General features: G+C 71.6%; 21 protein-coding genes. 9 read left to right on the top strand and 12 right to left on the bottom strand.

From position 1 onward, the window contains the following. Positions 1-87 precede the first annotated feature (87 nt). Both ABFJ78_RS28725 and ABFJ78_RS28720 read right to left on the bottom strand, forming a co-directional pair. The gene (locus ABFJ78_RS28725; RefSeq protein WP_436389696.1) at positions 88-480 is read right to left on the bottom strand and encodes a VOC family protein; all 393 of its coding nucleotides are present in this window, start codon (positions 478-480) and stop codon (positions 88-90) included. Continuing rightward, positions 477-1,283, bottom strand: a complete 807-nt coding sequence (locus ABFJ78_RS28720) for a helix-turn-helix domain-containing protein (protein WP_436389695.1) — start codon at positions 1,281-1,283, stop codon at positions 477-479. The genes ABFJ78_RS28725 and ABFJ78_RS28720 overlap by 4 nt, the downstream gene beginning before the upstream one ends. An 80-nt stretch (positions 1,284-1,363) precedes the next feature. On the opposite strand from ABFJ78_RS28720, the gene ABFJ78_RS28715 reads away from it, so the two are divergent. Further along, positions 1,364-1,618: a hypothetical protein gene (locus ABFJ78_RS28715; RefSeq protein ID WP_003057586.1), complete on the top strand. Its 255-nt coding sequence runs from the start codon at positions 1,364-1,366 to the stop codon at positions 1,616-1,618. Between the two features lie 55 nt (positions 1,619-1,673). Here the strand turns inward: ABFJ78_RS28715 and ispG are convergent, their stop codons facing one another. From ispG to dxr, 3 genes are all read right to left on the bottom strand, one after another. Further along, positions 1,674-2,807: a flavodoxin-dependent (E)-4-hydroxy-3-methylbut-2-enyl-diphosphate synthase gene (gene ispG, locus ABFJ78_RS28710; RefSeq protein WP_436389712.1), complete on the bottom strand. Its 1,134-nt coding sequence runs from the start codon at positions 2,805-2,807 to the stop codon at positions 1,674-1,676. Between the two features lie 135 nt (positions 2,808-2,942). After that, positions 2,943-4,157, bottom strand: a complete 1,215-nt coding sequence (locus tag ABFJ78_RS28705; protein WP_436389694.1) for a M50 family metallopeptidase — start codon at positions 4,155-4,157, stop codon at positions 2,943-2,945. 3 nt (positions 4,158-4,160) lie between these two features. After that, the gene (gene dxr / locus ABFJ78_RS28700; RefSeq protein WP_436389693.1) at positions 4,161-5,363 is read right to left on the bottom strand and encodes a 1-deoxy-D-xylulose-5-phosphate reductoisomerase; all 1,203 of its coding nucleotides are present in this window, start codon (positions 5,361-5,363) and stop codon (positions 4,161-4,163) included. 164 nt (positions 5,364-5,527) lie between these two features. Here dxr and ABFJ78_RS28695 point away from each other — a divergent pair, with 164 nt between their 5' ends. From ABFJ78_RS28695 to ABFJ78_RS28685, 3 genes are all read left to right on the top strand, one after another. Further along, positions 5,528-5,785 carry a DUF2631 domain-containing protein gene (locus ABFJ78_RS28695; RefSeq protein WP_013223923.1) on the top strand — a complete coding sequence of 86 codons (258 nt, stop codon included), beginning with the start codon at positions 5,528-5,530 and terminating at the stop codon, positions 5,783-5,785. 25 nt (positions 5,786-5,810) lie between these two features. Continuing rightward, positions 5,811-6,470 (top strand): peptidylprolyl isomerase, encoded by a 660-nt coding sequence (locus ABFJ78_RS28690; protein ID WP_436389692.1) that lies wholly within the window; start codon positions 5,811-5,813, stop codon positions 6,468-6,470. 166 nt (positions 6,471-6,636) lie between these two features. Next, the gene (locus tag ABFJ78_RS28685) at positions 6,637-7,734 is read left to right on the top strand and encodes an acyltransferase family protein (protein ID WP_436389691.1); all 1,098 of its coding nucleotides are present in this window, start codon (positions 6,637-6,639) and stop codon (positions 7,732-7,734) included. On the opposite strand, the gene ABFJ78_RS28680 is transcribed toward ABFJ78_RS28685, so the two are convergent. The 3 genes from ABFJ78_RS28680 to ABFJ78_RS28670 all read right to left on the bottom strand — a co-directional run bounded on the left by ABFJ78_RS28680 (position 7,724) and on the right by ABFJ78_RS28670 (position 12,309). Then, the gene (locus ABFJ78_RS28680) at positions 7,724-8,404 is read right to left on the bottom strand and encodes a hypothetical protein (RefSeq protein WP_436389690.1); all 681 of its coding nucleotides are present in this window, start codon (positions 8,402-8,404) and stop codon (positions 7,724-7,726) included. The genes ABFJ78_RS28685 and ABFJ78_RS28680 overlap by 11 nt on opposite strands. Positions 8,405-8,472: 68 nt before the next feature. Next, positions 8,473-10,242, bottom strand: a complete 1,770-nt coding sequence (locus tag ABFJ78_RS28675; protein WP_436389689.1) for an MFS transporter — start codon at positions 10,240-10,242, stop codon at positions 8,473-8,475. 621 nt (positions 10,243-10,863) lie between these two features. After that, positions 10,864-12,309 (bottom strand): PLP-dependent aminotransferase family protein, encoded by a 1,446-nt coding sequence (locus ABFJ78_RS28670; RefSeq protein ID WP_436389688.1) that lies wholly within the window; start codon positions 12,307-12,309, stop codon positions 10,864-10,866. 28 nt (positions 12,310-12,337) lie between these two features. On the opposite strand from ABFJ78_RS28670, the gene ABFJ78_RS28665 reads away from it, so the two are divergent. Both ABFJ78_RS28665 and ABFJ78_RS28660 read left to right on the top strand, forming a co-directional pair. Further along, complete coding sequence (locus tag ABFJ78_RS28665; RefSeq protein WP_436389687.1) at positions 12,338-13,135, top strand: class I SAM-dependent methyltransferase; 798 nt, start codon at positions 12,338-12,340, stop codon at positions 13,133-13,135. After that, on the top strand, positions 13,132-13,350 hold the full coding sequence (locus tag ABFJ78_RS28660; protein WP_436389686.1) for a hypothetical protein: 219 nt from the start codon (positions 13,132-13,134) through the stop codon (positions 13,348-13,350). Before ABFJ78_RS28665 ends, ABFJ78_RS28660 begins: the two co-directional genes overlap by 4 nt. On the opposite strand, the gene ABFJ78_RS28655 is transcribed toward ABFJ78_RS28660, so the two are convergent. Further along, positions 13,293-16,508: a tetratricopeptide repeat protein gene (locus ABFJ78_RS28655; RefSeq protein ID WP_436389685.1), complete on the bottom strand. Its 3,216-nt coding sequence runs from the start codon at positions 16,506-16,508 to the stop codon at positions 13,293-13,295. The two genes, ABFJ78_RS28660 and ABFJ78_RS28655, sit on opposite strands and share 58 nt — an antisense overlap. 240 nt (positions 16,509-16,748) lie before the next feature. Beyond that, positions 16,749-17,477 (bottom strand): alpha/beta fold hydrolase, encoded by a 729-nt coding sequence (locus ABFJ78_RS28650; protein WP_436389684.1) that lies wholly within the window; start codon positions 17,475-17,477, stop codon positions 16,749-16,751. A 47-nt stretch (positions 17,478-17,524) separates the two neighbouring features. On the opposite strand from ABFJ78_RS28650, the gene ABFJ78_RS28645 reads away from it, so the two are divergent. The 3 genes from ABFJ78_RS28645 (at position 17,525) to ABFJ78_RS28635 (ending at position 20,508) form a co-directional block, all read left to right on the top strand. Next, a complete protein-coding gene (locus ABFJ78_RS28645; protein ID WP_436389683.1) occupies positions 17,525-18,778 on the top strand; it encodes a cytochrome P450 in 1,254 nt (417 codons plus the stop codon). After that, positions 18,778-19,665, top strand: coding sequence for a LysR family transcriptional regulator (locus ABFJ78_RS28640; RefSeq protein WP_436389682.1), 888 nt, complete (start codon positions 18,778-18,780; stop codon positions 19,663-19,665). The genes ABFJ78_RS28645 and ABFJ78_RS28640 overlap by 1 nt, the downstream gene beginning before the upstream one ends. Before the next feature lie 96 nt (positions 19,666-19,761). Next, a complete protein-coding gene (locus tag ABFJ78_RS28635; RefSeq protein ID WP_436389681.1) occupies positions 19,762-20,508 on the top strand; it encodes an SDR family NAD(P)-dependent oxidoreductase in 747 nt (248 codons plus the stop codon). Between the two features lie 17 nt (positions 20,509-20,525). On the opposite strand, the gene ABFJ78_RS28630 is transcribed toward ABFJ78_RS28635, so the two are convergent. Both ABFJ78_RS28630 and ABFJ78_RS28625 read right to left on the bottom strand, forming a co-directional pair. Beyond that, complete coding sequence (locus ABFJ78_RS28630) at positions 20,526-21,338, bottom strand: carbon-nitrogen hydrolase family protein (RefSeq protein WP_436389680.1); 813 nt, start codon at positions 21,336-21,338, stop codon at positions 20,526-20,528. Continuing rightward, on the bottom strand, positions 21,335-22,129 hold the full coding sequence (locus tag ABFJ78_RS28625) for a DUF1295 domain-containing protein (RefSeq protein ID WP_436389679.1): 795 nt from the start codon (positions 22,127-22,129) through the stop codon (positions 21,335-21,337). The genes ABFJ78_RS28630 and ABFJ78_RS28625 overlap by 4 nt, the downstream gene beginning before the upstream one ends. Positions 22,130-22,131: the final 2 nt, after the last annotated feature.

The following is a 22,131-nucleotide window of genomic DNA, read 5'->3' as shown; positions in this document are numbered from 1 at the left end:
TCTCGACAAAGACCCGAAGTCAGTCATTCACAGGGTCAGACCCCGGCGGGAGGTGCTCACCCACATCCTCTCTGTCATTCACGTCGTTCAGGGCGCGCCGCGGTAGGTGCCGATCGTCCAGGAATTGCCTTCGGGGTCGCGGAGGCTGAAGGTGTGCGAGCCGTACTCGGTGTCCGTCAGTTCGGCCGTGATCTCCGCGCCCGCCGCCCGCACGCGGTCGTGGATCTCGTCCACCTTGTCCGACACCACGTACACCGCGCCCGTGCCCGGCTTCATCGCGTCGTGGACGCCGTCGGGCGGCCGGACGCTGCCCAGCATCACCGCGCCGCCCTCGGGCCAGCGCAGCTCGGCGTGCGCGATCAAGTCGCCTTCGGGCACCACCAGCGTCTCGGTGAAGCCCAGGACGTCGACGAGGAAACGGACCGCCGCCGGGGCGTCGTCGTAGCGGAGGGCGGGCCACACGTTCGGTTCAGGAGTCATGCCCGGGAGTCTTGCCCCGCCGCCACCTCCCCGTCTTGGAGGAACGGGAGCTCCTCGGCGATCCACGTCCCCGGCGTGCACCCCGCCAGCGCGCGCCACTCGTTGGTCAGGTGGGCCTGGTCGTAGTAGCCGCACTCGACGGCCAGCACGGCCAGGTCCGTGCGGCCCCGCCGCAGCAACCGGCCGGCCCGCTCGAACCGCAGGACCCGCGCCGCCTGCTTCGGGGCCAGGCCCAGTTCCGCCCGGAACCGCTCCCCCAGGTGCCGGCGGCTCCAGCCGACCTCGCCCGCCAGGTCCGTGACGCGCACCTGCCCGTCCGCGCCCCGCATCCGGCGCCACGCCTCCCCCAGCTCGGGTGGCGGCGTCACCGGTTCGACGGCCCGCGCGGCCAGGACGTCGTCGAGCAGCGCGAACCGCTCGCCCCATGTCGGCAGCTCACGCAGGCGATCCGGCAGCGACCCGAGGCCGAACTCCGCGAGGTCTGCCACGTCCCCGCTCAGCTCCGCCGCCGTGACGCCGAAGAGCGTGCGCACGCCCAGCGGGTCGAGCTCCAGCTGCAGCCCTTCCTGCGTCCGGTCCTGCCGGATCAGCACCGCGCTCGTGTGCAGGCCACCGATCAGCGCCTGCAGGCTGTGCCCGGCCATCCGCACCGGCCCGGCGAGGCTGATGACGAGCGTCACATGCCGGGACGGCAGCCCGCGGTGGACCGGCAGCGTCACCTCGCTCTGCGCGTACCCGACATAGCGCGTGACCAGGGGCCGCACCACCGGGTGCGGCTCGTGGACGGCCCAGGTCACGCTCACGAATGCCAGCGTAAACGTCACCACCGACAGTTCCCGATCTGCTAACACGGAGAGGCGACCGCAGGGCGGAAGGAACCCCGATGACGATCCAGGAGCAGGCGCAGCAGCTGGAGCTGCTCGCCGACCAGGTGCCCACCGGCATCGCGCTCGCCACCAAGAGCGACCTCGAAGACCTGCAGGCGCAGGTGCTCGGCCTGCTCGGGGAGACGTCGACCGCGACCGCGATCCAGGGCGCCATCCAGCTGGCCTCGCAGCAGATCGACGAGGTCGCCGCCGCGCTGGAGAACGTCCGGCTGCAGATCCGCGACGCCGCCCAGCACCACCTGCAGGGCTGAAGACGCGCTGAAGCCCTCCTCACCTTCGCGGTGAGGAGGGCTTCAGCGGAACAACTCAGCCGGCGGTGACGACCGGCGCGCCCTCGCCGAGGGTCTCGCCCGCCTCTTCGGCGATGCGCATGGCTTCTTCGATGAGGGTCTCGACGATGGCGTGCTCGGGCACGGTCTTGATGACCTCGCCCTTGACGAAGATCTGGCCCTTGCCGTTACCCGACGCCACACCCAGGTCGGCCTCACGGGCCTCCCCCGGACCGTTCACCACGCAACCCATCACGGCCACCCGCAGCGGGATCTCCATGCCCTCGAGCCCGGCGGTGACCTGCTCGGCCAGCGTGTAGACGTCGACCTGCGCGCGCCCGCACGACGGGCAGGAGACGATTTCCAGCTTGCGCGGCCGCAGGTTCAGCGACTGCAGGATCTGCGTGCCGACCTTGACCTCTTCCACCGGCGGCGCGGACAGCGAAACGCGGATCGTGTCGCCGATGCCCTGACGCAGCAACGCACCGAACGCCACCGCCGACTTGATCGTGCCCTGGAACGCCGGGCCCGCCTCGGTCACGCCGAGGTGCAGCGGGTAGTCGCACTGCTCGGCCAGGATCTCGTACGCGCGCACCATGACCACCGGGTCGTTGTGCTTCACCGAGATCTTGATGTCGTGGAAGTCGTGCTCGGCGAACAGCGACGCCTCCCACAGCGCCGACTCGGCCAGCGCTTCCGGGGTCGCCTTGCCGTACTTGTCCATGATCCGCTTGTCCAGCGAACCCGCGTTGACGCCGATCCGGATCGGCGTGCCGTGGTCCTTCGCGGCCTGCGCGATCTCCTTGACCTGGTCGTCGAACTTCCGGATGTTGCCCGGGTTCACCCGCACCGCCGCGCACCCGGCCTCGATCGCCGCGAAGACGTACTTCGGCTGGAAGTGGATGTCCGCGATGACCGGGATCTGCGACTTGCGCGCGATCGCCGGCAGCGCCTCGGCGTCATCGGCCGACGGGCACGCCACGCGGACGATGTCGCAGCCCGCGGCGGTCAGCTCGGCGATCTGCTGCAGGGTCGCGTTGACGTCGGAGGTGAGCGTCGTCGTCATCGACTGGACGGAGATCGGGAAGTCGCTGCCGACGCCGACCGGGCCCACGTGCAGCTGGCGGGTCTTGCGGCGCTCGGAGAGGACGGGCGGGGGCAGGGCTGGCATACCGAGTGCGACGGTCACGCTTCCAGCGTACCTACCCCGACCGGGCCACCTTCACCATGTCAACCGTCACGGTGAGCAGCGTTACGGCCCGTGTGGCGCGCCACGCAGGGGCCGGAACCCCTCCGTGGCGCGTCGCTACTGCAGGCGGATCGGGTTGACGATGTCCGCGGTCACCGTGAGTAGCGTGACCGCGCCGCCGATGAGCACCAGCACCATCGTGATCCCGGACAGCTTCGTGTAGTCCACCGGACCGCCGGCCGCCTTGCCGCGCAGGCCGCGGATCCAGTCGCGGACGCGCTCGTACCAGACCACCGCGATGTGCCCGCCGTCCAGCGGCAGCAGCGGCAGCAGGTTGAACACGCCGATGAAGAAGTTCAGGCTGGCCAGCAGGAAGAAGAACAGCACCCAGATGCCCTGTTCGACGGCTTCGCCGCCGATCCGGCTCGCGCCGACGACGCTGACCGGGGTGTTCGGGTCGCGCTCGCCGCCGAAGATCGCGGTGACGACGGCCGGGATGCGCTCGGGGAACTCGACGAGCCGCTGGGCCGTCTCGGCGAACATCGTGCCGGTGAAGCTGAAGGTGGCGCCGATGGCGGCGACCGGGCCGTACTGCGTGGTCAGCGCGGGCGGCTGGGCCGAGGCGCCGATCATGCCGACGGTCTTGACGCCGGTGCTGGTCCAGCGCTGCACCTTGGGCACGTCGACGGTCAGGTTGAGCGTCTGGCCGTTCCGCAGCACCTGGAACGCCGTCGGGCCGCTGGTGGCCTGCACGGCGGCGAGCATCTCGTCCCAGGTCGCGACCGGCTTGCCGCCGACCGAGAGAACCTTGTCGCCGACCTGCAGGCCCGCGGTCTTCGCCGGGGTCGGCGCGCCCGGCGGGCAGCTGGTGTCCTTGGCCTGCTCCTCGGTCGTCGTCGACCGGGCGCAGGAGGTCGCGGCCAGCACCGGCTCGGTCTGCGTCGGGGCCAGGTTCGGCAGGCCCATCGTGACGGCCATCAGGTAGAGCACGACGAAGCCGAGGATGAAGTGGGTGATCGACCCGGCCGACATCACGACGGTGCGCTTCCAGGTCTTGAACCGCCACATCGCGCGCGGCGACTCCTCCGGCGTGACCTCGTCGAGCGCGGTCATGCCGGCGATGTCGCAGAACCCACCGAGGGGGATCCACTTGAGGCCGTATTCGGTCTCCCCGCGGCGCCACGAGAACACCGTGGGCCCGAAGCCCACGAAGTACCGGCGGACCTTCATGCCGAAGGCCTTGGCGGTGACCATGTGGCCGGCCTCGTGCAGCGCGACGGAGACGCAGATCCCCAGCGCGAAGAGCACCACACCGATGATGTAGGCGAGCACCCGCTACTTCCCCTCGATGATCGAACGGGCCCGCGCACGAGCCCAGCGCTCGGCGGCGAGAACGTCATCGACGTCGCGCGGTTCGCGACGCCACTCGTCGGCGGCTCCCACCACCTCGGAAACAGTGTCCACTATCGACGTGAAGCCGGTGTTCTGCGCCAGGAACGCCGCGACGAGCTCCTCGTTCGCGGCGTTGTAGACGGCGGGTAGGCAGCCGCCCACCGTGCCGCAGTGCCGGGCCAGCTCGACGGCCGGGAAGGCCTCGTCGTCCAGCGGCTCGAACGTCCAGGTCGCGGCCCGGTCCCAGGTGCACGCGGCGGCGGCGCCGGGCACGCGGTCGGGCCAGTGCAGCGCGAGCGCGATCGGCAGCCGCATGTCGGGCGGGCTGGCCTGGGCGATCGTCGAGCCGTCGGTGAAGGTCACCATCGAGTGCACGATCGACTGCGGGTGCACGGTGACGTCGATCCTTTCGGGCGCGATGCCGAACAGCAGCGCCGCTTCGATCAGCTCCAGGCCCTTGTTGACGAGGGTCGAGGAGTTGATCGTGATCAGCGGGCCCATCGACCAGGTCGGGTGCGCCATCGCCTGCTCGACGGTGACGTCCGCCAGTTCGGCGCGCTTGCGGCCGCGGAACGGGCCGCCGGAAGCGGTGAGGACGAGCCGGGCGACCTCGTTGTCCTTGCCCGCCCGCAGCGCTTGGGCGATGGCGGAGTGTTCGGAGTCGACGGGCACGAGCTGCCCGGGCTTCGCGGCGGCGAGCACGAGCGGCCCGCCGGCGATGAGGGACTCCTTGTTCGCGAGGGCGAGGGTGGCGCCGGTGGCGAGCGCTCTGAGCGTCGGCTCGAGGCCGCGGGAGCCGGGCAGGGCGTTGAGGACGGTGTCGACCTGCACCGCGTCGATCAGTTCGGTGACGGCGTCGGAGCCCGCGAAGAGGCGCGGGAGCTTGAACTCGCCCTGGGCGTAGCCGCGCTTCTGGGCCTCGGCGTACAGCGCGAGCTGCACATCTTCGGCGGCGGTGGCCTTGGTCACGGCGACGGCCTCGACACCGTGTGCGAGCGCCTGCGCAGCGAGCGCGGCCGGATCGGCACCGCCCGCCGCGATGCCGGCCACCCGGAAGAGGTGCGGGTTGCGCGCCGCGACGTCCAGGGCCTGCACGCCGATGGACCCGGTGGAGCCGAGCACGAGAACGCTTCGCGAGGTAGTCATCGCGGGTCATTGTCGCGCGGGGCGGTTCCGCAGCGCACCCGGAGGTTCCCTCGGTGACGGGGGCTCTGGCGAGTGGCCGGCACCACGCGGGCCGTCTCCGCGGCGCGCCCGCTGGTGTGGGATCATCGGCGCGTCCGTGGTTCATGGGTCTTGAGGAGTTCATCGTGGCAGGCAAGGCGGTCGAGAAGCGGCGTCCCGAGGTCGACCCGCGCGACGAGCCGTCGGCGGCCTGGGGCTGGCACGGCTCGTTCCCGAAGGCCACCCGGATCGCCGGCTGGGTCAGCGCGATCATCCTGCTGGTGATGATCAAGGGCAACCACGAGAACAACACCGAGAACGTGTGGCTGGTCGGCCTGGCGCTGTTCCTGGTCCTGCTGCTGGTCCTCGACATCCGCAAGCAGCGCACGGCCTGGCGCAAGTAGTTCGTCATTCGCTAACGTCCCCGGCATGAAGCTGCGCTGGGGTCTGGCTCTCGTCGGTGTTCTGGGTGCGCTGCTGGTCGCTCCGGCTACGGCTTCGGCGGCCCCGGTGGTCACGCGGTGCGAGTTCACGCCGACCCCTTCGAACCCGGCGGCTCGCCCGGTGGTGCGTCCACTGCCGTTCGCGTTGACGCGCGGGACGATCGACGTGACGTTCCGCTTCAACTACGGACCGGTGACGGTGCGGCTGAACCGCGCCGGAGCGGCTCCGTGCGCGGTCCACAACATGGTTTCGCTGATCCTGCAGCGGTTCTACGACCGTTCGCAGTGCTGGCGGCTTTCGAACTCTTCCCGGCTCGGGGTGCTCCAGTGCGGGGACATCTACGAGGTCGAAAAGGGCGGGCCGGGGTACAAGTTCCCCGACGAGGTCACCGGCGCGGAGACGTATCCGCGCGGGACCGTGGCCATGGGGAACCAGGGGCCGGGGACCAACGGGTCCGAGTTCTTCATCGTGCATTCGTTCGCGAACATCCCGGCCAATTACTCGGTGCTGGGCCGCGTGGTGCGGGGCATGGAGGCGCTCGACCACATGGTGGCGGACGGGATCATCCCGACCGACCCGAACGGGCCGCTGGACGGGGCACCGGCGCACCCGGTGAAGATCCAGCGCGCGACCGTCGGCTGGTAGCTCACCAGCCGGTTCCACCGAGTACCCCGCGTCCCCCTGCTCGAGGGTTTCGTCGCGTCAAGCAGGCCACCACCGGCCCAAACGTCCGATACGTCACCCCAACGAGTGAATACTCTCCGCGCCCGTTTACATTGAGCGAGCTGTGAGCAGGCTGTGAGGGGGACTCGTGATCACACACGACCAATACCTGGCCACCCGAAGATTCGGCGCCCTCGACGGGGTCCGGGCCATCGCCGCCGTGCTCGTCGTCGTCTTCCACTACGGGGGGCCCAACTGGGTGCGCGCCAACGGCTGGATCGGCGTGCACCTCTTCTTCGTCCTCTCCGGGTTCCTCATCACCACCCTCGCCCTGCGCGAAGAGGCCCGCAACGGCCGCGTCTCGCTGGCCGAGTTCTACATCCGGCGAGCCTTCCGGATCCTGCCCGTCTACTACGTCGTCATCGGCGTGGTCGTCGTCTTCGCCTACTACCGGGGCATGGGGCTGCGGCACAGCGGCATCGTCGACGCGCTGCCGTGGAACCTCGCCTTCCTCGGCGAGTTCCACCAGATGGGCCTGTTCGGCCAAGCCTGGACGCTCGGCGTCGAGCAGAAGTTCTACCTCGTCTGGCCGCTGCTCGCGTTCGGCGTCGGCGCGCTCGGGTTCGTCAAGCGGCTGAGCCTCTCCCTCGGGCTGGTCGTCCTCATGCTCGCGCTGATCCCCTTCATGCCCTACGCCGGCGCGTACTCGCCGATCCTCATCGGCTGCACGCTGGCGATCGTCCTGCACCACCGCAAGGGCTTCGCCGCGCTGCGCGTCTTCACGCACCCCGCCGCCGGCCTGGTGGTCGCCGCCGCGCTGGTGGCAGTCCAGACCATGTTCGGCGAGATCGCCGCGCTGCTGAACGACGAGGGCGGCTCGATCACCGGCACCCTCTACGTCGTGCTCGCGGCGCTGCTGGTGCCGTCGCTGGTCGCCGGCGGCGGGCCGCTGGCCCGGGTGCTGGCGCTGCGGCCGATGCGGTTCATCGGCGAGCGGTCGTACTCGCTTTACCTGATGCAGGGCGTCGTCGCGGTGGCGCTCGCCGGCGCGATCCCGCAGTTCGCCCCGCACCGGACGCTGACCGCGGTCGCCGTAACGGTCGTGGGGCTGCTCGCCGCCGACCTGCTCTACCGCTGGGTCGAGGTGCCGATGATCGACGTCGGCCGCCGGGTCATCGCGCGGCGCCGGGCGAAGAAGACGATGCCGGTGGCCGAGGTCGCCGAACCCGCGCTGGTCACGGCCTGACGCGCACGGCGGCCAGCGCGGCCTCGACGATCGCGACGAGGGGCTCGGTGAAAAGCGGATCCGAACGGCCGCGGTCCAACGCGGCGGTGAGGTACTGGGCGGCGTCCGGCGACGGGAACGACGGCACCAACGCGGCGTACTTCCCGAAGCTCTTCCAGTAACGGGTGGCGAGGTACTTCTCCAGCCCGGCCACGAGACCGGCCGGCACGTCGGCGACGCCCGCCTCGAGCAGCTCGGCGACCTTCTCATGCGGCTCCGGAAGCGTCCCCAGCACGATCGCGTCGAGGCGCGACCACGCCGGTGCGTCCGAGGCCGGGGACGCCTTGGGCCGCGCGACGCCGAAGCAGGCGATGACCCGGCCGAAGTCCGGCGTCAGGAACACCTCGAAGAAGTGGCCGCCGCGCGAGCGGTCGTCGATCTGCGCCCGCGCGAGCACCTCACCCGGGTACGCGCCCAGCGCACGCAAGGCCACTTCGAAGTCGACCGAGCCCTGTCCGGCCCGACGGCTCGAGTTCTCCCGGCGGCCGTAGAGCGTGCGAGTCGTCGACGTCGGCTGGACCTTCTCCCAGACGTCGGTTGCGGCGCCCGCCGCCAGCGCCTCCCGGGCCAGGGCGGACGCCCGCGTGCCGGCCGCGCCCAGCAACTCGGCGATGGCGTCCTCACGAACCATCTCCGCTCCCCCACGACGTGAAAAGCCGGGTGCCGCGCAAGTGCGGCACCCGGCTTCGGAAACTACCGTCAGCGCTCGACGGACGGCGACACCAATTCGCTCGGCCCGCCGCTCGACTCGCCCGCCACGGCGGCCAGTTCCTCGCCCACCGACTCGCGGTCCTTCGGGCGCGCGTCCTTCGTCAGCAGTGACGCCACCGCGCCGATCAAGCACACCGCGATCGCGAAACCGAACGCGACCGCCAATCCCGACTGGAACGGCCCCGAAATCAAGTTCGGGAAGAAGCTGCGGCCCGTCAGGAACGACGCCTGGTCCGGCGGCAGCGCCGCCAGCTGGCCGCCCAGCAGCTGCTGGATCGGGTTGTAGCCCAGGAACGCCGCGAACAGCACCGCCACCGCCGGGAGGTTCGCCACCTGGGATGCCGCCGCCTCGGGGACGCCGTGGGCGACCAGGCCGTCGTGCATCGTCGACGGGAGGCTGCTCGACAGGCCCGAAATGATCAGGCTGAAGAAGAAGCCGATCGACAGGACCATCGCCGCGTTCTGGAACGTCGTCATCATGCCCGCGCCGGAGCCACGCGCGTCCGCCGGGAGGCTGTTCATCACCTCGGCGCGGTTGGGCGAGGAGAACATGCCCATGCCGATGCCGTTGATCAGCAGGATCGCCGCGAACGCCCAGTAGTCGAAGTTCACCGGCAGGATGATCAGCAGCAGGAACGTGATCGCCGTGATCAGCAGGCCGCTGGAGGCCAGCAGGCGGCTGCCGATGCGGTCGGCGAGGATGCCCGACGTCGGCGCGGCCACCAGGAACCCGACCGTCATCGGGAGCATGTAGATGCCCGCCCACAGCGGCGTCTGCTCGAACGTGTAGCCGTGCTGCGGCAGCCAGATGCCCTGCAGCCAGATGATCAGGATGAACTGCAGGCCGCCGCGGCCCAGCGACGCCGTCAGGTTCGCGATGTTGCCCCAGGTGAACGAGCGGATCCGGAACAGCGACAGCCGGAACAGCGGGTTGTCGACCTTGGTCTCGATGACCACGAACGCGATCAGCACCGCGACGCCGCCGATCAGGCAGCTGAGCACCATCGGGCTGGTCCAGCCGGTCTGCGACGTCCCGTAGGGCTGGATGCCGTAGGTGATGCCGACCAGCACCGAAATGAGACCCACCGCGAAGGTGATGTTCCCCCACCAGTCCATCCGCGCGTGCTTGCGGACGCCGGTGTCGTGCAGCTTGAGGTACGCCCAGATCGTGCCGATCACGCCGAACGGCACCGAGACGAGGAAGATCAGGTTCCAGTCGACCGGGGCGAGCACGCCGCCGACGACCAGGCCGAGGAACGAGCCCGCGATGGCCGCGACGCCGTTCATGCCGAGCGCGAGGCCGCGCTGGTTGGCCGGGAAGGCGTCGGTGAGGATGGCCGAGGAGTTCGCCATCAGGAAGGCGCCGCCGACGCCCTGCACGATCCGCCAGCCGATCAGCCACAGCGCGGCCGCGTCGCCGTCGAACCAGGTGACGGCCAGCATGATGGAAGAAACGGTGAAGACGGCGAAGCCGAGGTTGTACATCCTCGCGCGGCCGTACATGTCGCCGAGCCGGCCGAAGCTCACCACCAGCACCGCGGTGACCACGAGGAAGCCCATGATCATCCACAGCAGGTAGCTCGTGTTGGCCGGTTCGAGGGGGTTGATGCCGATGCCCTTGAAGATGTCGGGCAGCGCGATCAGCACGATCGAGGAGTTGATCGTGGCGATCAGCATGCCCAGCGTCGTGTTGGACAGCGCGATCCACTTGTACCGCGGCCCCAGTTCCGCGATCGAATACGTCCGGCGTTCCGCCACTGTGCAACCCTTCTGCTCGCAAAGTCCCTTAGCTAGGCTAAGCAAGTTGCTTGCGTATGGCAACCAAGTTCGCGAATCGCCTGCGAGAGCATGATCACACTCGCTTGACTGTCCTTTGTGGAGTCTTTACCCGGGGGCGCGTGTAGTGAATGACTCATTCATGTCGTCTGGTGACCGGGCTGCGGCAAAGTCAGGTCAGCGCAGCCGATCCGGTCGCCCATNGCTTGACTGTCCTTTGTGGAGTCTTTACCCGGGGGCGCGTGTAGTGAATGACTCATTCATGTCGTCTGGTGACCGGGCTGCGGCAAAGTCAGGTCAGCGCAGCCGATCCGGTCGCCCATATGTCATGAAAGGGTCGTTCACCTCGTCAGACGACATGAACGACCCTTTCATGACATCGCCGCGACGCCGGGCAGACCGCGCGGCCACGACTTTGCCGGAGCCCTGTCGTCGGATGACATGAATGAGTCATTCACGTCGTCCGGGGCCGGGCCGGCGCGCGGAGGCTGTGGACAACTCGGCCGCGCGGGCCCGGAATTGTCGGTGCTCGCCGGTAACGTCGAAACCGGGGGTCCCCCTCACGCGCGCGGGCGCGAAAGGGGGCGGGCGCGAAAGCCGGGGTCAACGAACCAGACGGCCGAGCAGCTCGACCCCTTCCGCGATCTCCGTCGCCGTCCGGGCCGCGTAGCCCAGGACCAGCCCCGGCGGCCCCGGGAGCTGCCGGTGCCACGACAACGGCTGCACCTTCACCCCCTCCGCCAGCGCGGCCGCCGCCACCGCCACGTCGTCGACTTCGAACCCGAACGTGATCGTCAAATGGAGCCCCGCCGCCGCACCGTGGACCTTCGCCGAAGGCAGCGAAGAAGCAACCGCGCGGATCATCGCGTCGCGACGACGGCGGTGCCGCGCCCGGACCACCCGCAGCTGACGCTCCAGCTCGCCGGTCTCCATCAGCCGCGCCAAAACCAGCTGGGCCAGCACCGGGTTGCCCAGGTCCGCGAACCGCTTCGCCGCCACCAGGTCGTCGAAGAACCGCGGCGGCGCCAGCAGCCAGCCCACCCGCAACGCCGGCGCCAGCAGCTTCGAAACGCTCCCCGTGTAACACACCTCCGGCACCATCGACCGGACCGCGGGCACCGGCGCGCGGTCGTAGCGGTGCTCCGCGTCGTAGTCGTCCTCGACCAGGATGCCGCCCTCGGCCACCCAGCGCATCAGGTCACGACGCCGCTCGCCGCCGAGGACCACGCCCATCGGGAACTGGTGCGCCGGCGTCAGCAGCACCGCCGGGGAACCCACGGCGTCGACGCGCAGGCCGTTCTCGTCCACCGGGACCGGCGGGGTCGCCAGGCCGCAGTGGTGCAGGTGCTGGCGCGCGCCCAGCGAACTCGGGTCCTCCACCGCGATCTCCGACAGGCCGTGCTGCCGCAGCACCTCCCCCACCAGCGTCAACGCCTGCGCGACCCCCGCCACCATGATGATCTCGCCCGGGTCGACGCGGATGCCGCGGCTGCGCGCCAGCCAGTGCGACACCGCCAGCCGCATCGCCGGCGCGCCGCGCGGGTCGCCGTAGCCGAAGTGGGCCGGCTCGAGCTCGTCGAAGACCGCGCGCTCGGCCCGCAGCCACGCCGCGCGCGGGAACGCCGTCAGGTCCGGCACGCCCGGGGTCAGGTCGATCCGGGCCGGCGTCGCGCGGACCGCGTCGAAGACCTCGACGCCCGGCATCGGCGTGATCACCTTCGCCGGCGTCCGCGCGGGCGTGGGGTCCGGCGGCAGGACGGGCGCGGCGACCACGACCGTGCCCGCGCGGCCGCGGCCCGCCGCGTGCCCGTCGTCGATCAACCGCTGGTAGGCCTCGGTGACGACACCGCGCGACACACGCAGCTCGGCCGCCAGCACCCGGGACGCGGGCAGCCGGCCGCCCACCGGGAGCCTGCCATCCGCGACCGCGGCACGCAGTTGCCCCGCGAGCCAGTCCGCGAGCCCGCCCGGCGGTGCCTCGCGGACGTCGAGCTGGAGGAAGTCCGACCCTATGGACCCCTCCAGCCGCGGGGTTTTGGCTCTGTCCATCGAGCCATTGTCGCAGCACGCTGGATGTATGGACACCACTTACGTGCACGGGTACGCCGCGCCCGAGGCCCGCCGCCTCGGCGACCAGGCCGACACCCTCGCCGACCTGCTGCACGCCGGGACGGCCTACCCCGCCGGGAGCCGCGTGCTGGAGGTCGGCTGCGGCGTCGGCGCCCAGACCGTCCACCTCGTGGCCCGCAGCCCGGACGCGCGGCTGACCGCGGTCGACGTCTCCGCGGACTCCCTGGAGCAAGCGAGACAACGGGTTCCCGGCGTCGACTTCCGCCGCGCCGACCTCTTCGACCTCGACGGCGAATGGGACCACCTCTTCGTCTGCTTCGTGCTGGAACACCTGCCCGAGCCCGGGAAAGCATTGGTGCACTTGAAAACCCTGTTGCGGCCGGGCGGCACGATCACCGTGATCGAGGGCGACCACGGCTCGGCGTTCTACCACCCGCGCAGCGACCACGCGCAGGCCGCGATCGACTGCCTCGTCCGCCTGCAGGCCGACGCCGGCGGCGACGGGCTCATCGGGCGACGGCTGTACCCCCTCCTCGTCGAAGCCGGCTTCGCCGGGGCGAAAGTCGAACCGCGGACGGTCTACGCGGACGCGTCCCGGCCCGACCTCGTCGCCGGTTTCACCCGCGACACCTTCACCGCGATGGTCGAAGGCGTCGGCGAAACCGCCGTCGCGGAAGGGCTCGTCGACGAGGCCGGGTGGGCGCGCGGAATCCACGACCTTTACCGCACCACCAGGGAATACGGGACCTTCCATTACACGTTCTTCAAGGCAACAGCCCTTCGCACTCCGGGAGGAGCGTCATGATCATCGCCGTTCTCGCCGCCGTTGTCCTGCTCGCCTGGGCGCTCGACCACGCGTACCGCCGCCGTCCGTACCCGCGCAACCGCTTGGCGGGCAGCACGAACGTCTTCGACCGGGACGTCCAGCGTCTCGAAGGCGACCTCGTCGCCGACGAGCGCCACTACTCCGTCAGCCGGTCCCGGACGCGCTTCGCGCCGGGCACGCACTCCCGGGCGTAACAAGCGAGCGCGCGTTCCCAGTGTTCGCGCGCGGCCACCGGATCGCCGAGTCCACTGTGGACGTCTCCGAGCCCGCAGTGGGCCCGGCCCTGTTCGGGACGGCAGCCCGTTTCCTTCGCCACGGCAAGGGCTTCGCGGTGGTATCCGAGCGCTTCCGTCGCCGCGCCGCGTGCCGAAGCCAGCGCGCCAAGACTGTTGAGCACCCGGGACTCCACGCCCCGGTCGCCGCATTCGCGGGCCAGGCCCAGCGCCTCTTCGAGGTGCTGGGCCGCTTCGTCGTGGCGCCCTTGGGCCAGCCGCACGTCGCCGAGGTGCTTGAGCGCGACGCTGCGGTTGGTCGGGCTGCCGGTCTCCTGTGCGATCTCCAGCGCCCGTTCGAGGTGTGCCGCAGCTTCGGCGTACCGGCCGCGGGCGTGTTCGACGTCGCCGAGGATGCCGAGCGCGTAGCCCTCGCTCACCCACACGCCCATGGCGCGGAAGTGTTCCAGCCCCTGCTCCAGCGCCCGCGCGGCTTCGTCGTATCGTCCCAGCGCCGACAGCGCGTCGCCCAAGTTGACCAGCGCGTAGCCCTCGCTGGTGCGGTCGGCGGTGTCGCGGGCGAGGGACCGCGCTTCCTCGAGGTAGCCGATCGCCTCGCCGTAGCGGCCGATGCCGCGGCACGAGCAGCCGAGCACGACCAGCACGAGGCCTTCACTCGTCCGGTCGCCGTTCTTCCGGGCCAGCGACAACGCTTCGGTCGAGTACGTGATCGCCTCGGCGAACCGGCCCAGCGCGCGGCAGACCAGGCCGAGCGTGTTGAGGACGTGGATTTCGGTGCGCCGGTCGCCGGTTTCGCGGACCAGCGCGAGCGCTTCTTCCAGGTACCGCCGCGCTTCCCGGGACCGGCCGACGCGCCAGTGGCCCAGCCCGATCAACGTCAGCGGCTCGGCCTCGGCCACCGGGTCGCCGGCGTCGTGCGCGAGCGCCGACGCGTGCGTGTGCAGCACCAGTGATTCCTCGTGGTAGCCGCCGACGTCCAGGTAGTGCCAGAGGATGCCGGACAGCAGCCGCAGGTGGTCGGCCCAGCCGTGCCGCGTCGCGTGCGCGGCGACGGCCAGCAGGTTGCGGCGCTCGGCCTCCAGCCACGCCGGCGCGTCGAGCACCTTGACGTCGGGGTCGGGCACGTGCGGCCGGAGGTGCCGCTCCTGCGGGAGGACGGCGTCCATGGCCTGCGCGGCCGAGCGGACGTAGAAGTCGAACAGCCGCTCCTGCGCGTCGTGGCTCTCGGTCTCGTCCGCCGCGGCGAGCTCGGCGGCGTAGACGCGCAACAGGTCGTGCTGCTGGACGCGGTCGTCGCCGGTTTCCTGCGCGAGGTGGGCGCGGACGAGCACGGCGATCAGCCGCTCCGCCTCCGGCAGGGGGACGCCGGCGAGCGCGGCGACCGCGGCCGGGGTCAGGTCGCGGCCCGGGTGCAGGCCGCAGAGCCGGAAGACGCGTGCCGCGTCGGGCGCCAGGTGCCGGTAGGACCAGGAGAAGACGGCGCGGACCGCGGTCAGCGGATCGCCGCCGCCGTCCAGGAGGTCGAGCCGGCGGCGTTCGTCGGCCAGCTCCTCCGCGAGGGCCGCGAGCCGCTCCCCCGGCCGGCTCAGCGCCAGCTCCGCCACCAGCCGCAGGGCCAGCGGCAGCCGGGCCGAGTAGCCGATCAGCGCCTCGGCCGCGTCCGGCTCGGCGTCGACGCGCTCGCCGAGCAGCGTGCGCAGCAGGTCGAGGGCTTCGGCGCCGGTGAGCAGGTCGACGAGGACGCGGCGGGCGCCGTGCCGCGCGACCAGCCCGGGCAGCGCGTCACGGCTGGTCACCAGCACCAGGCACGACGGCGAGCCGGGCAGCAGCGGGCGGACCTGCCCGACCGAGCCGGCGTTGTCCAGCAGCAGCACCATCCGGCGGCCGGTGAGCGCGGTGCGGAACTTCGCCGCGCGCTCCTCCGGCTCGGCGGGGATGTCCGCGCCGTCGACGCCGAGGGCGCGCAGGAACCCCGACAGCGCGTCGCCCGGCTCGACCGGCCGGACCGTGCCGTAGCCGTGCAGGTCGAGGTACAGCTGGCCGTCCGGGAACTCGGCCAGGGACCGCTGGGCCCAGTGCACGGCGAGGGCGGTCTTGCCGACGCCCCCGGTGCCGGTCAGCACGGCGATGCGCGCGCCCGTGCCGTCGCCGGCCGCGACGGCGTCCAGCTCCGCCAGCTGCGCGGTGCGGCCGCGGAAGCCGGCGACGTCCGCGGGCAGCTGGGCGGGGACGCGGGAGGGCGGCAGCGGGAAGTCCTGCCGCAGCACCTGGCGCTGGGCGGCACGCAGCTCGGGCCCGGGCTCGATGCCCAGTTCCGCGTCCAGCCGCCGGCGGACGTCCTCGAACACCGACAGGGCGGCCGCCTGCCGGCCGGACGCGGCGAGCGCCAGCATCAGCCGGGCGTGCGCGGACTCGTTGAGGGGCTCTTCGGCGGTCAACGAGCGGAGCTGCACCGACGCGTCCTCGGGGTCGGCGATCTCGGCGTACGCCATGACCGTCTTCGCGCGCTTCATCGCCAGGGCCAGCCGCAGGGGATGCTGCTGAAGGCGTTCGACGTCGGCGAGCGCGGGACCGCGCCAGAGTTCGAGGGCTTCGCGGTAGGCGCCGGCATCGAGGAGCGCTTCGAAACGCAGGAGGTCGAGGTCGTCCGCACCGGCGGTGAGCCGGTAGCCGCCCTTGTCGGTGGCGATCGGGTCGGCGGGCCGCAGCGCGCGCCGCAGCCGGGCGACGTAGGTGTGGAGCAGGTCCAGGCAGGACGGCGGCGGCTCGTCCCAGATGACGTCGACGAGGTCCTCGCGCCGGACCGTCCGGTTCGGCTGCAGGGCCAGCAGCGCGAGCAGGAGGCGCTGCTTTTCGGCGCCGATCTCGACCGCGGAATCCCCGCGCAGCACGGTGAGCGGACCCAGGACGCCGATCCGGACCGGCTCGGGCGGGGCCTCGGCAAGCGCTTCCCGCAACCGCCGTTCGGTCTCCGGCCGCGGCCGGCGGACGCTGCCGAGCTCGGCGTTGCGCACGGCGCGCAGGCTCAGCCCGGCGCGGTCGGCCAGCTGGGCCTGGGTGAGGCCGGCGAGCACGCGCCGCTCCCGCAGCCATCCGGCGAACGGCAGGCCTTCGTCCACAGGCGTCCTCTCCCCGCGTGCCCCGCAGCGGAACGTACCCCTCCAGCATTCCGATCGTGCCGCTTCCGATGTACCACCGAACGGCGAAGATAACCGTTTCCGCAGGTACCGAGGGTGACGACGATCGGGCAGGCCGGTACAGCCGTTCGTCCACCGCCGTTTCCTAGGCTTGCCGGGTCCGGTGGTGGCGAGGGGTTCGGAGCAGCCGTCGCGTGGGGTACGACGGCTGCCCCCGAGCCTTCAGACGTCGAAGCGGTCCAGCAGGGCGCGCACGGCGGCTGGGTCCTCGACGTGGGCGTTGTGCCCGAGGCCGGCGAGGGTGACCGCGTCCGGGTCCAGCGCGCGCAGCTGGTCCGGACGGCTCATGGGGTCGTGCTCGCCCGCCGCCAGCACGACCGGGCACCGCGCCGCGGCGAGCAGCGCCGGCATGTCCGGCGCGCCGACGCCGAACGCGGCCGGGTCCATCGCGAGACGCCAACCTCCCTCGGTCTCGCGAAGCCCGGCCGGGTCCGCGGGCGCGATGCCGAGCAGCCCGGACACCTTCAGGTAGGCCTGCTCGGCGTCCACGCGCGATTCGAAGACGCGGGCCGGGCGGGCGGCGAGCGTCGCGACGCGGCCCAGGTCGTCCTGGGTCCACTCGATCTTCACCCCGAGCGCGAGCACGCCCGCGACCTCGACGTCGTACTTCCCGGACGCCAGTTCGAGGGCCAGCACCCCGCCGAGGGAATGGCCGACGACGACGTAGGGGCCCTTCCCCGGCAGCGCCCGCGCGACGGCCGCGGTGAACGTCTCGAAGCTGTAGTGCGGCAGCGGCGCGGACAGGCCGTGGCCGGGCAGGTCGGGCACCAGGACGCGCCGGGTGAGCGGCGGGGCGAAGTGGTTCCACACGGCGCCGGTCGCGCCGAGGCCGTGCAGCAGGAGGACGGCCGGTTCGCCATCGCCGCCGGTACGCATGTTCAGGGTGTCCATCCGCGCAGCCTCCCAAACTGTCGGTGGCCGCGGCTAGGGTCGGGCTCGTGACGATCACCGATCCGGACACCTACGTGCGAGGGGTCCCGTACGACGAGCTGGCGCGGCTGCGGCGCGCCGGCCCGGTGGTGTGCGTCGACGACTTCTGGGCCGTCCTCGGGCACGCCGAGGTCCGGCGCGTCCTGCGCGACCCCGGGGTGTTCTCGTCGCAGCTGGGCGGGACGCAGATCCGCGACGCGGCCGACCTCGCCTACGTGCGCCGGATGATGCTCAACATGGACCCGCCGGAGCACGGCCGGCTGCGCGGGCTGCTCACGAAGGCGTTCACACCGCGCGCTGTCGCGAAGCTGACTTCGCAGATCGAGAGCCGGGCGCGGGACCTCGTCGCCGGTGTCGCTTCGCAGGGTTCGTGCGACTTCGCCGCCTTGGCGGCCGATCTGCCCCTGCAGACGCTGGCCGCGGTGTTCGGCGTGCCGGAACAGGACCGGCGGCTGATGTACGACTGGAGCAACCGCGTCATCGGCTACCAGGACGCCGAATACGCGGTCAGCTCGACGGTTTCGGTCTCGGAGGTGAGCGACCTGGCCCGGGCCGCACTCGCCGTCCGCCCGTCGCCGGGGCCGGACGGGTCGATGCCGGACCCGCGCACGCGCGCGGGCATGCCGGATCTCTACGCGTACGCGAACGCGCTGGGCGAGTACAAGCGTTCGCACCCGGGCGACGACGTCATGAGCAACCTGATGCGGCACGTCGGGGACGACGGCGGCCGCGTCTCGCTGGCGGAGTTCGAGAACCTCTTCTGGCTGTTTTCCGTGGCGGGCAACGAAACCCTGCGCAACGGGCTGCCCGGCGGGCTGCTGGCGCTGCTCACGCACCCCGCGCAGTACCGGCGGCTGCTGGCCGACCGGTCGCTGCTGCCGTCGGCGGTCGAGGAGATGCTCCGGTGGTGGACGCCGGTCATGCACTTCCGGCGCACGGCCACCTCGGACGTCCGGCTGTCCGATGTGGACATCCGGGCCGGGGACAAGGTCGTGGTGTGGTTCTCTTCGGCCAACCGGGATCCCGCGGTGTTCGAGGACCCGGACACCTTCGACGTCGGCCGGACGCCGAACGACCACCTGACCTTCGGCCACGGCCCGCACTTCTGCCTCGGCGCCCACCTGGCGCGGGTGCAGCTGCGGGCGATGTTCGACGCGGTGCTCGACCAGCTCGGGTTCGTCTCCCTGGCGGGTGAGCCGGTCCGGCTGCGGTCGAACTTCCAGAACGGCCTGAAGTCGCTGCCGATCCGGTGGGGTCGCTGATGGAGATCCGTGAGATGCGGGCGTTCGTCGCGGTCGTCGAGGCGGGCACGATGTCGAAGGCGGCGCGGCAGCTGCACGTGAGCCAGCCCGCGCTGTCCCAGACGATCACCGCGCTCGAACGCCGGCTCGGCGTCCAGCTGCTGGTCCGCACCAGCACCGGTGTCCAGGCGACCGACGCCGGAACGACGTTGCTGGGCGAAGCACGCGCGGTGCTGGCGCGGCACGAGCAGGCCATCGCCGCGTTGGCACGGCACACGACGACCGGTGTGCTGCGCGTCGGCGTCCCCCTGGAGCTGCCGCCCGAGCTGCTGCCGTCGGCGCTCGCGCGGCTGGCCGAGGAGTACCCGGAGACGCGGGTGCAGGCCCGGCACCTGTCGTCGGTGGCGCAGGTGGCCGCGCTGCGGGCGGGCGAGCTGGACGTCGGGCTGGTGCGCGAGCGGCCACCCGGGCCCGACCTGGACGCGTCGCTCGTCGTCACGGAGGACGTCGGCGTGCTGCTGGCCGCGGACCTCGCCGAGAAGCTGGGCTCGCCGGTCCGGCTGGAGGACCTGGCCGGGCTGGAGTGGTTCGCCTTCGCCCGCGCGGGCAGCCCGGCGTGGTACGACGAGCTGGCGGCGATCCTGCGCAGCCACGGCCTCACCGTCGGGCCCGAGGTGCCCGAGGAGCAGCGGCTGATCGTCGAGCTGAAGATCCCGGCGGTCAGCTCCGGCGGGGCCTACGCCTTCGCGCCGCCGGAGTGGCCGTATCCGATGCCGGACACCGTGCGGTGGGTGCCCCTCGCCGGCAACCCGATCGTGCGGCGGACGTGGGCGGTGTGGCCGGCGACGTCGCACCGCCGTGACCTCGCCGCGTTCGTCGCCGCCTTGGAGGCCTATCGAGAGGACTGATCGCGGGCATAAGGAGCGCCGAAGGCTTCCCCGGAAGCCCGGTTCGGTCCTCGCGCTTGTACCCGGTGAAGGACAACGGGTACGAGGAGTTGAGTGATGAGTTCGGAACTTTCCGGGACCACGGCGCTGGTGACCGGCGGAACGAGCGGAATCGGCCGGGCGACGGCGGTCGCGCTGGCCGCGCTCGGCGCGCACGTCGTGGTGTCCGGCCGGGACGCCGGGCGCGGGGCGGAGGTCGTCTCGCGGATCCGGGAGTCGGGCGGGAAGGCCGACTTCGTGGCGGCCGACCTGACGGACGCGTCGTCGGCGCGCGAGCTGGCGGCGCGAGCACGTGAGGTAGGCGGGCAGATCGACGTGCTGGTGAACAACGCGGGGATCTTCCCGACCGGGCCGACCGCTTCCCTGTCGGAGGCCGACTTCGACCGCGTGTACGACATCAACGTGAAGGTGCCGTACTTCCTCGTCGCGGAGCTGGCACCCGCGATGGCCGAGCGCGGCCACGGCGCGATCGTCAACGTGTCCACGATGGTCGCGACGCGGGGCATGGCCGGCATGGCACTGTACGGCTCGTCGAAGGCGGCGGTCGAGCTGCTGACGAAGGCGTGGGCGGCGGAGTTCGGGCCGTCCGGCGTCCGGGTCAACGCGATCAGCCCCGGCCCGACGCGCACCGAGGGCACGGCGGTGTTCGGCGACGGCCTGGACGAGCTGGCGTCGGCAGGTCCGGCCGGCCGGGTGGCGGCGCCGGAAGAGATCGCCGCGGCCATCGCGTTCCTCGTGACGGAGGAGTCGAGCTTCGTCCAGGGCGCGATCGTGCCGGTGGACGGTGGCCGGCTGGCGGTGTGAGTCCGGCCGGGACGGCGTCACCGCAGGAAGGTGACGCCGTCCCGGGGGCGCTCGTCCACCGTCAGCGAGAAGACGTCCGGCCGCGCGTAATGCCCCGAGACGTCGAGGCTCTTCCGCGCCGCCACGATCTGCTCCAAGTCGATTTCCGCCTTGATCACGCCTTCGCCGTCGTGAAGGGGCCCCGCGAGGACGTCGCCGAGAGGGCCCACGATCACGCTCCCGCCGCGGAACGGGTCGTCGCCCTCGCTTTCGTACGGGCACGCCGACACCACGAAACACCGGCCCTCGTCGGCGATGTGGCGCATCGAGGCCTGCCAGACGTCGCGGTCGTCCGCCGTCGGGGCGCACCAGATCTGGACGCCCTTCGCGTACATCGCCGCGCGGAACAGCGGCATGTGGTTCTCCCAGCAGATCGCCGCGCCCGCCAGGCCCGCCGCCGTCGGGACCGCCGGAAGCGTCGACCCGTCGCCGCGGCCCCAGACCAGCCGTTCGCGTTCCGTCGGGACCAGCTTGCGGTGCTTCGCCACCAGCCCGAGGTGCGGGTCGAGGAACACCGCCGTGCTGTACAGCGTCGAGCCGTCGCGTTCGATCACGCCGGCCACGACCGTCGCGCCCGTGCGGGCCGCGAGGCCGGCCAGCTCGGCGACCTCGGGCCCGGGGACCGGCACCGCCGCGCCGAAGTACTCCGGGAACGGGCCGCCGCGCGGGTACCCGCCGAGCACGGCTTCGGGCAGCACCACCAGCGAGGCACCGCGGATGTCGTCCTCGAACGCCAGGATCCGGTCGAGCGCGACGCCCGTCCCGACCTGCAGTGCCGCGATGACCGTCACGAGCGGGCCGGCTCACGCCGAGGCGGCCACGGCACCACCGCGGACACCCGGCGCTGGTAGTCGGCGTATTCCGGATAACGCGACTTCGTGATGCTCTCCGTGAACTTCGTCGACCCGACGAACAACAGCGTCAGCAGGACCGCGCCGACGACCGTCCACTGCGGACCGGCGGCGACGATCCCGAACACCGCGATCATCCACCACTGCGCCTGCTCGAAGAAGAAGTTCGGGTGGCGCGAGCAGCGGAACAGCCCCGTCTGGCAGAACCTCGTCGACGCCCGGCCCGCGTGCTTCTCACGGTGGAACACCCACTGCTGCTGGTCGGCGACCGTCTCGCCGACGAGGAAGGCCGCGAAGACCACCGCGGCCACGACGTCCCAGAGCCCGAACGCGCCCTGGTTCTCCAGGGCGGCGTACGCGGGCAGCGTGATCAGCAGCAGGATCGCGTTCTGGTACAGCGAGATGAAGAAGAAGTTGAAGACCTGGAACTGCCACGGCGCCATCCGCTCGCGCAGCACCGCCCACCGGTAGTCCTCGCCGCCGCGGGCGTAACCACCCTTCCGGGCGAAGTTGAACGTCAGCCGGATCCCCCACAGGGTCACCAGCGCGAACATCACGTCCAGCCGCGCGTCGGCGAACCCGGCGGCGCCGGCGAAGATCGCCAGGTACGCGACCGGGACGATCGACCAGATCCGGTCGACCCAGGAGTACTCCCTGGTCAGCACCGACATCAGCCACGTGCCGAGCGTCACCCCGGCGAAGACGTACAGGCAGACCCGCAGCGCGTCCATCC

The organism is Amycolatopsis sp. MEPSY49 (assembly GCF_051337345.1).
Lineage (GTDB): Bacteria > Actinomycetota > Actinomycetes > Mycobacteriales > Pseudonocardiaceae > Amycolatopsis.
The sequence above is the reverse complement of the archived record's forward strand: the minus strand, read 5'-3'. Positions and strand labels throughout refer to the sequence as shown.